The following is a 14,832-nucleotide window of genomic DNA, read 5'->3' as shown; positions in this document are numbered from 1 at the left end:
TGGCTACTTATTGAATACCATTACTTTACCGTCGTCACGAAACGCAATTAATTTTCCTTCGGGGAGTTCCGTACCCATTTCTATACTTTCCAAAATATTACTAATTAACTCTTCCTGATAATCTAAATCATATTCAAAAAAGGAATCATTTTCATCAGCAACTAATATTCCTAAGAAGTGTTTGTAAAGCAAGGAGATCAGCATGGCGATTTCGTCTTGACTGAGGCTTTCCACATCACGATAGACTTCTATAAGCATAACCTCATCATGTTCCCAGCAGATTAACCTATTGTCCCGTAAAACGGTATCAGCAATATGGCTGAAAGTTTCGACGCATTCTTTAAATTCTTTTGAAAAAACTTCTATCTGGTCCTCGGTAACTCTATGGGAAAGAATAAACGTAAACTTTAATACATTGTGTTTTGGGTCAAAATTTATAGTACCTACTTCCGGGTAACGTACTAAGATTGATATAAGAAGGCCTATACTATCTGAAACTTCCTCACCATTACGAAACTGCAGCCCCATTAATTTCACCTGCCCTATCAAATACTGTTTAAGTAATGTTCTTTAGTTATAGTCGCTTTTCCTGCATCGGGTGATGAAACTTTCCACTGATATTTATCGCAGAAATGGAAAACGGTCCCGAAGGACCGTTGTATTCAAATTCACTCTATTTTGCATAATCTACCGAGCGGGTCTCTCGGATTACCACTACTTTAATCTGTCCAGGATACTCAAGATCCTGCTCGATTCGTTTTACGATATCCCTAGCCACCTGTGGCGATGAAGCGTCATCCACCCGTTCAGGTTTAACCATAATACGAATTTCCCGACCTGCTTGAATAGCAAAAGATTTTTCAACACCTTCGAAGGAGTTAGCAATCTCTTCTAATGTCTCCAGTCGCTTAATATAAGATTCAAGAGTTTCTCTTCGGGCTCCGGGTCTTGCAGCTGAAATAGCGTCAGCAGCCTGAACCAGTACTGCCTCCATACTTTCAGCTTCAATATCTCCATGGTGCGCGCCAACAATATGCACCACATCGCTGCTTTCACGATATTTCTTCGCCAAATCTGCCCCGATTTTAACATGTGGACCTTCAACTTCATGGTCAACAGCTTTACCAATGTCATGAAGCAAACCTGCTCTCTTAGCCAATTGCGAATCCATACCCAGCTCTTCGGCCATCATATATGCCAAATGAGCAACCTCAATGGAATGCTTTAACACATTCTGTCCATAGCTGGTACGGTACTTAAGTCTTCCCAGCAGCCGAACCAATTCTGGATGAAGACCGTGAATACCGGTTTCAAATGTAGCTTGTTCACCTTCTTCGCGAATGTGCTGTTCAACTTCTTTTTGCGCTTTTTCAACCATTTCCTCAATACGCGCAGGATGAATTCTGCCGTCTAATATTAGTTTCTCAAGCGCGATTCTAGCAACCTCGCGGCGAATTGGATCGAAACCAGAAAGGATAACAGCTTCCGGAGTATCATCAATAATCAAATCTATGCCAGTAAGAGTCTCCAATGTTCTAATATTGCGTCCCTCACGCCCGATGATTCGGCCTTTCATTTCATCGTTAGGCAAAGTAACTACTGATACAGTTGTTTCTGCCACATGGTCTGCTGCGCAACGTTGGATAGCCATTGTTACAATTTCTTTAGATCGTTTATCCGCTTCTGCCTTGGCCTGATCTTCCATTTCTTTAATCATTATTGCACTTTCATGTTTAATTTCTTCTTGGACGTTCGTCAGCAAAATATCTTTTGCCTCTTGGGAAGTCAATCCGGATAACCGTTCTAATTCTGTTACCTGTTTATGGTGAAGACTCTCTAATTCGATTTTTAGGTTATCAGCATCTTCAAGTTTTTTCTGTAACCCTTCATCTTTCTTTTCAAGACTATCACTCTTTTTATCCAACGCCTCTTCCTTTTGTACCAGGCGCCGATCCAGGCGTTGAAGCTCGCTGCGTCGTTCACGGTTTTCCTTTTCTACTTCGCTGCGTAGTTTGTGTACTTCCTCTTTAGCCTCAAGTAAGGACTCCCGTTTTTTAGCCTCAGCTTCCTTTTGGGCCTCACCAATAATTTTTTCTGCTGCCTGTTCCGCAGAAGCAATTTTAGCCTCGGCTAAATATTTTCTAAGAAAGTACCCTATTGCGAATCCGATAAGACCAAGTATAATCGCTATCAATATGGGAATTAAATCCATAGCATTCACCTCCTATTCTCAAAAAATTTTTAATAACTAATGCATTAACATAGACATGTAATACGTTGGGAGTCAGTCTTACCAACAAAAAAGGCCGAGTTAGAAACTCGGCCATACCAATACCATATAACGGGTATGCATGCAAATAAGCATACTTATTCAGATTAAAGTATTGAAACACTAATTATAGACAAAACACCTATCAATAAACCAGTTTACTTTAATCTATATATAACCCGCACTAAGGCAGTCGGCTAAACCTAGTTTCTCCCAAAATCATTGTATTATTTTTGGTTGTTTATGTCAAGCTCTCTGCCAACGCGGGATACTATTTCCCAGGAAAATCCCCTTCTTGTTAAAAATGCCGCCAGTTTGCGCCACTCTATTCGTGGGTTCTTCTTTAGTTTCTTGTCCGCTAGTGACAGTGCAATGTCATGTTCTTCAATCTGGGGAAGCATTTCTTCAAGCACTTTATCTACTACCTCCCGCTGAACACCTTTAGCTTGCAATTCATGTTTTATACGAATCTTCCCCATTGGTTTTAACCTTTTTCTTTGGGAAACCCATTGATCTACAAATCGTTTGTCGTCTACGTAACCCAAAGACTTAAGTTCAGTCATTACATTATTAATCTCGTCACTTTCAAAACCCTTTCGATTAAGCCTGTCAATCAATTCCGACTCTGTATACCAACGAAAATTAAGTAACCTCAGTGCTGCTGCCATCACTTTGTCGGACATAGGCACACCCTTAGTTAGCCTCTGCTTGTTCTACCTTTTCTTCTGCAACAGGCAAACCCAATTTTTCACTAATTGCCTTTCTAACCTTTGATTCCAATTCCTCTTTAAGGTCCTTATTATCTTTTAAGAATTCACGTACATTTTCCCTGCCTTGTCCTAATCGATCGTCTCCATAGGAATACCATGCTCCGCTTTTCTGTATAACGCCCATTTCTACCCCAATATCCACAATACATCCTTCTTGAGAAATGCCTTGACCATACATTATATCGAATTCCGCTTGTTTAAAGGGAGGGGCTACTTTATTTTTAACCACTTTTGCCCGGGTGCGATTGCCAACCATTTCCTGACCCTGTTTTAGGGTTTCAATACGGCGCACATCCAGTCTTACCGAGGCATAAAATTTTAATGCCCTGCCACCTGGAGTGGTCTCAGGACTACCAAACATTACCCCTACTTTTTCACGAATTTGATTAATAAAAATTGCTGTTGTATGAGATTTACTGATGGCACCGGACAACTTTCGCAAAGCCTGAGACATCAACCGGGCTTGTAATCCCACATGTGCATCGCCCATTTCGCCTTCTATTTCCGCTCGCGGCACAAGGGCAGCAACCGAATCAATGACAATTACATCAATTGCGCCGCTGCGCACCAGGGCCTCGGCTATTTCTAAAGCTTGCTCACCCGTATCAGGTTGGGATACTAGTAAGTTATCAATATCAACGCCCAAATTTCTTGCATACAGAGGGTCCAGAGCATGCTCTGCATCAATAAATGCCGCGGTTCCTCCATTTTTTTGGGCCTCAGCAATTATGTGTAACGCCACAGTGGTTTTACCCGAAGATTCAGGCCCATAGACTTCTACGATTCTGCCTCTAGGAACACCTCCAACCCCCAAAGCCATATCCATTGCTAAACAGCCTGTCGAAATTACATCAATGTTGAGTTTTGCCGTGGATTGCCCTAACTTCATTATTGATCCTTTGCCAAATTGTTTTTCGATTTGACCCAACGCCATTTCTAAAGCCCTTTGTTTCTCACTCATTTTAATAATCACTCCCTAAAGGAACATTTGTTCGCTATAATTATAAATCATTTGGTAAACACTGTCAATTTAAATTTCTTATTTATCCAAGTTTATTCTATTTCAAACCTATACACGACATTTAGCGACCAAAAAGGTACCCGCAATTAGCTTCTTCTTATTAATAATTAATTCTAGTCCCCTTGGACAATCCCCTTTAGTTAACCAAAATAATATACCCTTTACTAAGCAACAACACACAATTTATTGCTTTCTATTTTACGATCACGTTCACATCACTAAAAAGGGTGCGTTCTAATTGGAAACCACTGCGTAGATTAAATACTTTAATACTATCAGCTGCTATAAGTCGATATCCGTCTTTAGTTTTTTTAAAATGCAGCAGCACTACTGAATATGGTACTTCCTTATTGGTTTGTAAGCCCCTGATACCGGCGGCACCACTGGTACCGGCATCGATTATATGGGTTCCGTCAATGTCCCGTAATTTTAATTTGTGGTCATGCCCGTGGAGGATTACAGGTACCGTGCCGGCAAACTCTCGTGCAATACCGGGATTATGTATCATTATTAAATCAACTGGTATATTTTTTTCAAATTTTGTCTGGATAGAATCTACATATTCATCAACGAGTTTAGGATTGGGAGGAGTGATGCTGGTAGAAACTGCTGCAGGGTCACCGAAGCCAAAAATTTTCAAACCTTTCAGCTGGTAAGTTGTTCCTTCTAGAACAACAACATTTTTTAAGTTTTTCATAGCTTCAACAATCGCCGGCGAATCATGATTACCCGAGACAAACATGTACGGAACATCTAAATCTTCTAATCGCGAAACCAGTTTTGCTTCCAAAGGGCTGCCAAAATCCGATAAGTCCCCGGTATCAAGAATCGCATCTATCTTAAAGTCCCGCACTATTTGTTGAACAAAATCATACCCGGCCGGATTATTGTGCATGTCAGAAATATGCAGTAAACGCAAGGTATCTGTTTGACTTCCTACCGGCTGCAGTGTATCTACTTTTTCAAATAAATCATAAAGGTTACTTGCCATTACTTGCATTTGTTCGCCTAGTTTATCAATTTTACCCAATGCCTTCTCAGCCAGCCCTACCATCCACGGTGCTGCGCTTAATATTCCTTCATACTTTGGTGTCAAAAAGCTGTCAGTATTATATGTATTATAACTGCCAAACAGCAATAACCCCATCAGTATTACTCCAGTAATAGCGCCACGGATATATGTAGCTGCCCTTTTTCGGCGTAGTAAAAAAACTCCAAACATCCCGCCCAGGGCAGCTAAAAGTAATATCCTTAAGATAAATATCCTTAATGTACGTAGTAATTCTGTTTCTAATTTGGCTATAAGTTTTTCTTGTCCCGGAGATTTATCCAGCAATTGACGCAATAATCCCATATCAATGTTAACTAATCGGATAGTAAAGCGCAACGGGGTGGCGTGGGTTTTGGCACTAATTGTACCAACTGGCGGAATTATTATCTCAGTTACTCCGTGGTCAAATATTTGCATGGAGAGGTTAAACTGTAAAGCCTCCACCTGAAACTGCATATGACCGAAAATACTAACTATTAAAATAGCCCCGACTAAAGCCATAAACAGATTTGCCCATTGGTTTTTATGCATCAATCGCAATCTTTGCAATATCGTCACCTCAATCTACGATTAGTATGCACCCAGTGAAAAACCCATTATTCGTTCTTACTATGCATATTAATCGAACTTAACACTTTTGAGGTTAATCAATCACAAAAAAACCATTAAATATATAACCTAATAGCTAAAAATCAAAAATAACTGCTATTGGATGGATTAAAAGTAGAAGCCCTAGTTGGGCTTCTACTGGTTGAATGGCCTAAATAGATGCATTTGCCTGGTCTGCCTGCAAATACTGTCGTAGTTGTTGACCGGAAATATGCTCATCTGTCATAAGTCGACGAGATATAGCAACCAATGGTCGGTGATATTGATTTAACATCTCTTTAACTGCATGATTTTGCTCATTAAGAATGCTGTTCATTTCGCTGGTAATAGAACCCTTATCAGCATTCTCCATATCTACTATGCCGAGGGAAGATAAACCAACACTGATAATTTTGTAGACTAAATTTACAGCCTGTTGATAGTCGTTTCCAGCACCGGTACTGCTGCCGTTCAGGATTAGTTTTTCTGCCTCGGCACCGGCGACACATACTTTAATTTGGTCAACCAATTGTTTTCTCGTATAAAGGTATTGGTCATCCTGGGGCGTTTGACGCATATAGCCCAAGGCGTTGCCCCGAGAAGTAATCGTCAGATGGGAAACTGAATTCGGCCGTAATATTTCACTTATTAGTGCGTGCCCTGTCTCATGGACCGCAATCCTCTCCACCTCTTCACTGGTGGGCTTTCTATCTAATTTTTCCCCTAACATAACCTTGTCGATTGCCTCGCGAAAATGTTCCGGAATAATGGCTTGCATATTATTTCTAAAAGCCATAATGGCTGCCTCATTAACCACACTTTCAAGGTGTGCCCCGGAAAAACCATAACTATCTTTCGCCACCTGGTCTAAATCAACATCCGTCACAATCGGCTTGTTCGTGCAATGTATTTTAAGAATTTCTTTTCTGCCATCCTTATCAGGTAAAGGTACTTTCACCTGTCTGTCGAACCTTCCTGGTCTCATCAATGCTTCGTCAAGCATGTCAGCACGGTTGGTAGCAGCAATCAGCAAAACCCTCACGTCGTCATTAGCTTTTAATCCATCCATCTCTACCAAAAGTTGGTTTAGTGTCTGGTCATATTCCAAATGACTGCCATGACTACCTCTTTTTCCACCTAATACTTCAATTTCGTCAACAAAGAGTATTGCCCGGTCTTTTTTTCCTTTCACTGCCATCTCCCGAGCTTGTTGGAACAGCTTTCTTACCCGTTGAGCCCCTACGCCTGCATACATCTCCACAAATTCACTGCCTGACGCGGCTAGGAAAACTGCATCGGTATAATTTGCTGCAGCTTTTGCCAACAAAGTCTTCCCTGTGCCGGGTGGACCTAATAATATAATTCCCTTTAACGGTCTTATCCCTAATTCTTCAACCTTTTGCGGATTAATAATAAAATCCAATGCTTCTGTTAACTCCTGTTTCGCAGCCTGCTGGCCGCCTATTTGATCAAAACCAATGGTAGTTTTGGCCGAATAATCTTCAAATCGACGACCCTGACCCAGCCCCTTCTTATCCGCAACAATAAAAAACATCATTGCCACACCTGCCAGAAGTAGTAATGGGACAATATCATATCCTGCCGCGGCGAGAAATACCAAGAATGCTATACTAGTCCCAATCAGCACTTCTTTAAGCAACAGGATCACCTCCATATTCCCGATTTATTACACGGTATAGAAAGTGCTCTCCAACTACCGCTTGAAAATATACTCTTTCATTATCCACATATGCTCTTATTTGTACTTTGGAATACTGTGCTGCAATATCATTTAGCTGATGTTTCATATCTACAAAGTGTCCAGAATAAATACCCTCGTAGACTGTAAATTGACTTTGATACCATACTTCTTGAAGAATGTCATTAGTATTATCACTAACTTTAACACGGGTCTGGTCCGAATAAACTTTGTAGACAATTTCCTGGGCCTTCAAAAAACTTTCTTGAAGATTGTTCAACGGTGACATTATTAAGACAATTTCCTTTTCGCCGCCCGCAGAAACCACCCGGTAGTCCTTTACCCCTTCAACCGCAGTAAGCTCCTCTCCCATTGGTTTATCAAGGACAATATGTCGGTAAATATACTGCCCGCCAAATAATAGAGCCAGACAAAGCAATAATACAACCACAATTTTTGTAAGATTCAAGCCATTAAATTTCAAGGTATATCACTCCGATAAATACTTAATACTAATATAGTATAGCATAACGGAACGCTATAATGCTTATGTAATCCTTGGAAACCTAATGTGCAGTATACGTTCTAGGAGTAAGCACCACAATTATACGGGAGCATACCCCCCCTTAACAATCCCCATTTATCAGAACGTACTTATACTTTTTGATAAATTAAAAAAGAAGCAGACCATGCCTGCTTCCAAAAGTTAAATTAAAAGGTTCTTATTTGAGTGACCCTCGTAGCAGCTTTCTTGCCTTATGGAAGTAGTCAAAACCTGACCATAGTGTAAATATTACTGCTACATAAAGGGAAATTACTCCAATAGGTATGTTAATGTAATTGAAAGGAAAATCATGAATTAAGATGGCAACAATAGCCACTATTTGGGAAATAGTTTTCAATTTACCCCATCGGCTGGCTGCAATAATCACTCCCTCGCCGGCAGCAATGGTACGCAACCCTGTTACCGCAAACTCTCTGCCTATTATCAAAACAGCAATCCAGGCCGGTATTTTGTCTAACTCCACGAGAGATATCAGCGCTGCTGTCACAAGCAGCTTATCAGCCAATGGGTCTAGCAATTTTCCCAACCTGGTAATTTGTTTGCGAGACCTGGCAATATATCCGTCCAAGCCATCGGTACTGGCGGCCAGTATAAATATGCCTGCAGCTATATATTCGCCGTATCTTAAGTGTACCAGTAAAATTATCATAAAAACCGGTACTAAAAATATCCGTGCCAAGGTCAGCTTATTAGCTAAATTCACCCGCATCCTCTCCTAGCAAATCATAATCACCCCAAACACCGGTAATGCGTACCGAGATGATTTCTCCCGGCTCGACTGAAGTAGTAACGTAGACAATCCCATCTACTTCCGGAGCCTGACGTTGAGATCTACCCACTTTATATTCGGGGTAATCTGAGGAAATTCCTTCTATGATGACATCAATTTTTTTGCCAATCAGTTGGCTATTTTTGTCCGCAGTAATATGGCGCTGCATTTCCATTAAAATATCCAACCGCTTTTCTTTTTCCCGCTGGGAAACTTGGTCCTGAAATTCTGCCGCAGCAGTATCTGCTTCCGGCCAATAAGTAAACGCGCCAACCCAATCTAATTTAGCAGATTTAAGAAAACTTAAAAGTTCGTTAAATTCACCCTCCGTTTCACCGGGAAATCCGACGATAAAAGTAGATCTGATTGTAATGTCGGGGATTTCTTTTCGGAGAGTTTCTAGCAGACTTACTATCTGCTTTTTATCACTACGCCTGCCCATACGCTTCAATATATCATCAGATACATGCTGAAGCGGGATATCCAAATAATTACATACCTTTTCTTCATTCGCGATAATGTTAATCAACTCTGGCGTAAACTCACTGGGATAGCAGTACAACATTCTGAGCCATTCCAGTCCTTCAATCTTTACTAATGCTTTGACTAACTTTGCTAGCATTCTTTTACCAGATAAATCAACACCGTACCTAGTCGTATCCTGAGCCACTAAAACAATTTCCTTTGCCCCAGATTGAACAAGAAATTCAGCTTCTTTCACTATTTCCTCCATAGACCTGCTTTTGTAATTACCCTTTAACTGGGGAATCGTACAGTATGTGCAATTATTATTACACCCTTCAGAAATCTTCAAATAACGGGTATGCTGCATATTTGTGGTCTCTGTTCGTAATAGAGCGTTGTTTGCACTAGTTTCTCTTAAACCCAGGGCATCAACGATTTTAGTAACATCGCTGCTTTCAGCCAGCAGGTCAATTTCGGGAATTTCCTTGGCCAATTCCACGCCATATTTCCCTACCATACACCCGGTTACCACCAGTTTCTTGCACTTCCCGTTCTCCTTATACATTGCCATTTCAAGAATTGTATTTATAGACTCTTCCTTTGCCGGGGCAATAAACCCGCACGTATTTACAATAATAATTTCTGCGTTTGTACAATCATCCACTAAATGCATACCTGCATGTACCAATGACCCTAAAATTATTTCACTGTCTACAAGGTTTTTAGAGCAACCAAGTGTTTCAATTTTTACACTAGTCATTAATGGTTTATTGCCTCCCTATTTCTTCATTGATTACTGACTTTCTCAGTAGAAATCTTAATTTCCATTTTTTCCTTTCCATTAATCCGTACTATTAACGTCTCGGAGTTAGTTATTTCCATCTGCATATGGCTAACGGCACCATCGCCGCCAATATCAGTTATCTGTTTGCCGTTCACCTTTATTGAAACCGCACCGGCATTTCCAAAAACTGCTGCAAAATTATCTTCTGCATTAATAGTTTTACTAAGCGGACCAACGATTGTACCTGTGTACGTATTGTTACCGTCCACAGTAAACTTTACCCAACAGCGTTTTTCTGCCTCGACGGTGATTTCAGCGTTAATTCCGGGTGCCGTTGTTGTTTTCTCCAGTACAGTTTCATCTCTTTCTTTGTCTTCATTTTTTTCGTTGGACACGTTCCCAGCATGCTCTGACCCCGACCCGTCCTTTGAAACATCGTTATTAGGAGATAAATCAGGTGTACTGCTTTCTGATACCGCAGGTTTTGATCCATTGTCATCACTTGAATAGAGTAGCATACCAACAGATCCCGCTAATATTAGTATGCCTATACACACTGCAGCCACAACCTTAATGTTCCTTTTCCACTGCATTAAAGATTCGGAGGTACTTTTTTCGGCGGCATCCGTTTCATCATCATGGTCATTATACATCTTTGTCTGGTCTCTATATTCATTAACAATTAGATCGGCATCAAGACCCAAGTAACGGCAATAGGTACGTAAGAAACCTATGACATAGACCTCACCGGGAATTTGCTCAAATTCTTCTGCCTCTAATGCACGCAGATATTTAATGCGGATTTTTGTTGCCTGTTCCACATCTCGCAGGGACAAATCTTTCTTGGTCCTAATTCGTGTCAACAATTCCCCTATCTGGGCCATTAGGGATACCCCCTATTGATAGTTTAAATACCGCAACACATCATTTGCAGCAAACACAGGATTAGCGCCGTTAATAATAATGTCAAATTCGTCTGATTTATTAAACGGATGTGCATAAAGCGGGTCATAATAATTATTTAATAAATATTCTACAACCGGAGCATAATTTCCTGCTATTACCATTTCGGTAAGTTGTTCCACTTTCGATTTTCCAATTCGTTTAGTTAAAAACGATAGTGAATGGATTAAAGCATCACGATTTTCCTGCGTGTCTTTACTATACTCGGAAATTATTCTCTTCACCCTGTTGTTGATGTCGTCTTGAACCATTATTTTTTTTCCTTTTTTCATGGCATTAAAAAAGGACTCCGGAATGAAGTTTTTACCTATTCTTTTACTTTCCCCTTCCACAACGATAGTGCTGCCAACGGGTATTTCAGTCAATTGGGAAAATATCCTCGTCTCGAAATGCTTCTGAGCAGGTTGTTCACCCAAACCCACTTCACCAAATACCGAGCCCCTGTTATTTGCTAAACCTTCTAAATCGATTGCAGGATAATCCATCGATTGCAGAATTTTGATTATATCCGTTTTTCCCGTACCAGTAAAACCATGAATAACTACCATTTTGTAGGGTATGGTTTCTTGGAAGTAATTGTTTACATGCCGACGAAATGCTTTATATCCCCCTTGTAAACGACGCGTTGGGACACCCATAATCTCTAAGACATTACTGACGGACTTACTACGAAGCCCACCCCGCCAACAATAAATAACCACAGGCCCACCTTTTGTCTGGTCACTTATTTCCTTGATTAGCCGAGGCAATTTAAGCGAAACAAATTCAAGCCCTAGCCTTTTTGCCTGTAGCGACCCTTCTTGCTTATAGACGGTTCCTACCTTCGCGCGCTCTTCATCGTTGAATAGCGGCAGATTAACAGCACCAGGCAGATGGTCCTCAGCATATTCAGAAGGCGAACGCAGGTCCACGTATATGTGATGAGATTCGAGCGCGTCTTCCACAGTAATTTCCTTCATTTGTCAACCTCTTTCTACTTAATTAATTATATCAGTGATTTAGCTTTTAAGTGCGTGTTCAAAAAGTCCATTGTAGCAGGAGCAAGAAGTTCAAGGCGCGAAGGCTTTCAGACGCGGAGCGTACTGGTGGCGTACGTGAGCAGTCTCAAAGACTGAGCAACGCAGAAATTCGCCGCTCACCTGCGATGGACTTTTTGAACATCCTCTTTAAGGTAAATTAAACTTGGCTCCCGCCGAACCTTTAGACGTAGGCAGCGAGAGACTTGGTAGTTTTGCTTAGTCGAACGGCATATCCTTTACGGGTGCGGAAGTCTTAGTAGAACTTATGCCCCCCAAAAGACTTATGCCTTATGACTGGTAAAAGAAAACCCGGCACGGAGTTAAGTTGATATTTTCGTACCGGAGATTTGATTTTTGAAGCATTTATTCCTGCTTAAATGTGCGGTAATACTCATCCAATGTCATTAAGACTGACCGAGGCTTACTGCCCTCGTACCCTCCAACTATACCCTTTTCCTCCATAATATCTATTAATCTAGCTGCTCTAGTATAACCAATGCGTAACCGGCGCTGCAGCATGGAGATTGAAGCCTGACCGCTTTCGATAAGCAGCTTCGCAGCTTCAGGCAGCAGCTCATCTTCCACCTCTTCTACAACTTTTTTTTCCGTCTCATGCTGAAATAAGTTTTCCTGATATTGGGGTGTGCCCTGCTTTTTTAAATATTGGACGACTGAATTAATTTCTTTATCCGATACGAATACTCCTTGGACTCGTACTGGTTTGGGCGCCCCTGTAGGAAAGAACAACATATCGCCCCTACCCATAAGTTTTTCGGCCCCACCCATATCTAAAATGGTTCGGGAATCTGTCTGGGATGAAACAGCAAAGGCAATCCTAGAAGGAATATTGGCTTTGATAACACCTGTAATTACATCTACTGAAGGTCTCTGAGTCGCTACCACCAAATGAATACCTGCAGCTCGAGCCATCTGAGCCAAACGGCAGATCGCATCTTCCACATCTGCTGGCGCTACCATCATGAGGTCCGCTAGTTCGTCAATTAAGACAACTATATACGGCAGCGCGGGTCCGGTCTCATCCGGGCTTTCTTTTGCTTTAAGGTGGTTATATCTATCAATATCCTTTACCCCCGCACCGGCAAATAATTCATAACGATTTTCCATTTCGTTAACTATCCATCGTAATGCTGTCGCTGACCTTTTAGCATCAGTAACCACTGGGGCCAATAAATGAGGGATACCATTATAATCAGTCAACTCAACCATTTTGGGGTCTATCATTAAAAATTTTAACTCGTTTGGCTTACATTTATACAGCAAACTGGCAATTAATGAATTCATACAGACGCTTTTCCCGGAGCCTGTGGCCCCGGCTATCAATAAGTGAGGCATTCTGCCCAAATCTGCGATGATTGGGTTTCCTGCAATATCTTTACCTAAGGCAACAGTCAGTTTAGAAACTGATTGTGAGAAATCCTGGGTCTCTAACACTTCGCGAAAATGAACCGCAGCAACCTCCTTATTGGGAACCTCTATGCCGATGGCAGCTTTACCGGGAATGGGTGCTTCAATCCTCACATCAGATGCCGCCAAACTCAAAGCAATATCATCTGCAAGGTTTACAATCTTACTCACTTTAACACCGGGAGCCGGCTGCATTTCATAACGAGTAATAGCAGGCCCTCTGCTAACCTGAGTAACTTTAACCTTAACACCAAAACTCTCAAGAGTCTCTTCCAATAATTTTATTTTATCGGATATATCCTTGTTCATACGAGGATTTTTTAACCGCATAGGTCTTTGCAATAAGGAAATTGGTGGTAAAGCAAACCCCTCTATATCCCCATCTGGCTCAGCATTACCAGCTGAGCTGTGAGAATTATCTTCTCTAAAGTCAGTTTCTTTTCCCTTAGTAGGTTTAACCACGGCCTCGCCTAGATCCACGGAGTCAATTTCCCCTGGTAATTCACCTTCCATCCCACTATCTTCGCGATGGTCGACAATTTTTGGTTGTTGATTCGTATTAACTGATCGCGTTCGCGGCCCATTACTTTCTGGTGATTGGACCTTTTCCTCATCTTCCTCCACTACGGTAAAAATAAATCCGACAAGTTTTTCACGAAGTAACGCGTAATTGTGCGAGAGCACCAAAAGGATCTTCTTACCAATGCTTACCAGTGACATATCGGTTATCAACAGCAATGCCACAATCAGCAGCGTTACTAAAATAATATCGGAACCAACTGAACCAAACATGACATATAAAGCAACGGAAAGTAATGCACCGATAATTCCACCACCCAAACCGGACAACCCCTGCTTTAAAGCCAACAAATATTCTCCTTCAATAATAAACGGTTGATGAAAAAAAGCCAATAATGATATATAGAGTATTATAACTCCAATTAATTTTTGGGGCACGGCTGACATCTTACGGTCAATCATTAGTTTCAAACCGAGAAAGCCAAGAAAAATGGGAAGTATCGCCTTACCGTCACCGCCTAGGCCCTTTAACACTCTAACTAAAAATTCACCAACTGCCCCTGCTGCATGGGCAGAATAAAATCCTCCGTTTGCGGATGTGTAAAGACTGACACCAGAAAGGACTGCAAATCCAACCATTATAATTCCAGTAATTTCGTATCTAATTTCTTCTTTGATTTGAGAAAATAAACTAGCCATAGGTTTTCACCTCAAATGATAAGTTCTCTATGAACCGCTGTTTTCCTTTGTGAAACTCTAATTATTCGAAAGGGCCATAACCAAGAAAAGCGATTTCATCGACATCTGGTGGGACAGGGCGCCCCGCAACGTAGCGGGCGTACCCTCTCACCAACCCTAATGTAAGGAAATTGTCACAATCATACTTTCCTATACATTAAAAAACCCCGCCTCGGCAGGGTTTCCG

General features: G+C 41.2%; 12 protein-coding genes. All 12 read right to left on the bottom strand.

Annotation, left to right across the window (positions count from 1 at the left end):
• Positions 1-3 precede the first annotated feature (3 nt).
• Positions 4-528: a hypothetical protein gene (locus tag MFMK1_RS11015; protein WP_366921756.1), complete on the bottom strand. Its 525-nt coding sequence runs from the start codon at positions 526-528 to the stop codon at positions 4-6.
• Positions 529-673: 145 nt separating this feature from the next.
• Positions 674-2,212, bottom strand: coding sequence for a ribonuclease Y (rny, locus tag MFMK1_RS11010; RefSeq protein WP_366921755.1), 1,539 nt, complete (start codon positions 2,210-2,212; stop codon positions 674-676).
• A gap of 284 nt (positions 2,213-2,496) precedes the next feature.
• Positions 2,497-2,952, bottom strand: a complete 456-nt coding sequence (locus MFMK1_RS11005) for a regulatory protein RecX (protein WP_366921754.1) — start codon at positions 2,950-2,952, stop codon at positions 2,497-2,499.
• A 10-nt stretch (positions 2,953-2,962) separates the two neighbouring features.
• Positions 2,963-4,000, bottom strand: coding sequence for a recombinase RecA (recA, locus tag MFMK1_RS11000; RefSeq protein ID WP_366921753.1), 1,038 nt, complete (start codon positions 3,998-4,000; stop codon positions 2,963-2,965).
• 253 nt (positions 4,001-4,253) lie between these two features.
• On the bottom strand, positions 4,254-5,660 hold the full coding sequence (locus tag MFMK1_RS10995; RefSeq protein WP_366921752.1) for a metallophosphoesterase family protein: 1,407 nt from the start codon (positions 5,658-5,660) through the stop codon (positions 4,254-4,256).
• A gap of 211 nt (positions 5,661-5,871) precedes the next feature.
• Positions 5,872-7,359, bottom strand: a complete 1,488-nt coding sequence (locus MFMK1_RS10990) for an AAA family ATPase (RefSeq protein WP_428846268.1) — start codon at positions 7,357-7,359, stop codon at positions 5,872-5,874.
• A complete protein-coding gene (locus tag MFMK1_RS10985; RefSeq protein ID WP_366921750.1) occupies positions 7,352-7,882 on the bottom strand; it encodes a hypothetical protein in 531 nt (176 codons plus the stop codon). The genes MFMK1_RS10990 and MFMK1_RS10985 overlap by 8 nt, the downstream gene beginning before the upstream one ends.
• Before the next feature lie 238 nt (positions 7,883-8,120).
• On the bottom strand, positions 8,121-8,666 hold the full coding sequence (pgsA, locus tag MFMK1_RS10980) for a CDP-diacylglycerol--glycerol-3-phosphate 3-phosphatidyltransferase (RefSeq protein WP_366921749.1): 546 nt from the start codon (positions 8,664-8,666) through the stop codon (positions 8,121-8,123).
• Entirely contained in the window at positions 8,653-9,957 is a 1,305-nt protein-coding gene (gene rimO / locus MFMK1_RS10975) for a 30S ribosomal protein S12 methylthiotransferase RimO (protein ID WP_366921748.1), read from the bottom strand. Before rimO ends, pgsA begins: the two co-directional genes overlap by 14 nt.
• 26 nt (positions 9,958-9,983) lie before the next feature.
• Positions 9,984-10,865, bottom strand: coding sequence for a helix-turn-helix domain-containing protein (locus tag MFMK1_RS10970; RefSeq protein WP_366921747.1), 882 nt, complete (start codon positions 10,863-10,865; stop codon positions 9,984-9,986).
• 12 nt (positions 10,866-10,877) lie between these two features.
• Complete coding sequence (mnmH, locus tag MFMK1_RS10965; protein ID WP_366921746.1) at positions 10,878-11,903, bottom strand: tRNA 2-selenouridine(34) synthase MnmH; 1,026 nt, start codon at positions 11,901-11,903, stop codon at positions 10,878-10,880.
• Positions 11,904-12,326: 423 nt separating this feature from the next.
• Complete coding sequence (locus MFMK1_RS10960) at positions 12,327-14,606, bottom strand: FtsK/SpoIIIE family DNA translocase (RefSeq protein ID WP_366921745.1); 2,280 nt, start codon at positions 14,604-14,606, stop codon at positions 12,327-12,329.
• Positions 14,607-14,832: the final 226 nt, after the last annotated feature.

It is taken from the genome of Metallumcola ferriviriculae (assembly GCF_035573695.1).
Classification (GTDB): Bacteria; Bacillota; JADQBR01; order JADQBR01; family JADQBR01; genus Metallumcola; species Metallumcola ferriviriculae.
The sequence above is the reverse complement of the archived record's forward strand: the minus strand, read 5'-3'. Positions and strand labels throughout refer to the sequence as shown.

Coding starts and splice junctions, on each gene's coding strand:
- recA (WP_366921753.1), bottom strand. CDS start 4,000: ATGAGTGAGAAACAAAGGGCTTTAGAAATGGCGTTGGGTCAAATCGAA.
- rimO (WP_366921748.1), bottom strand. CDS start 9,957: ATGACTAGTGTAAAAATTGAAACACTTGGTTGCTCTAAAAACCTTGTA.
- MFMK1_RS10970 (WP_366921747.1), bottom strand. CDS start 10,865: ATGGCCCAGATAGGGGAATTGTTGACACGAATTAGGACCAAGAAAGAT.
- rny (WP_366921755.1), bottom strand. CDS start 2,212: ATGGATTTAATTCCCATATTGATAGCGATTATACTTGGTCTTATCGGA.
- mnmH (WP_366921746.1), bottom strand. CDS start 11,903: ATGAAGGAAATTACTGTGGAAGACGCGCTCGAATCTCATCACATATAC.
- MFMK1_RS11015 (WP_366921756.1), bottom strand. CDS start 528: ATGGGGCTGCAGTTTCGTAATGGTGAGGAAGTTTCAGATAGTATAGGC.
- MFMK1_RS11005 (WP_366921754.1), bottom strand. CDS start 2,952: ATGTCCGACAAAGTGATGGCAGCAGCACTGAGGTTACTTAATTTTCGT.
- MFMK1_RS10960 (WP_366921745.1), bottom strand. CDS start 14,606: ATGGCTAGTTTATTTTCTCAAATCAAAGAAGAAATTAGATACGAAATT.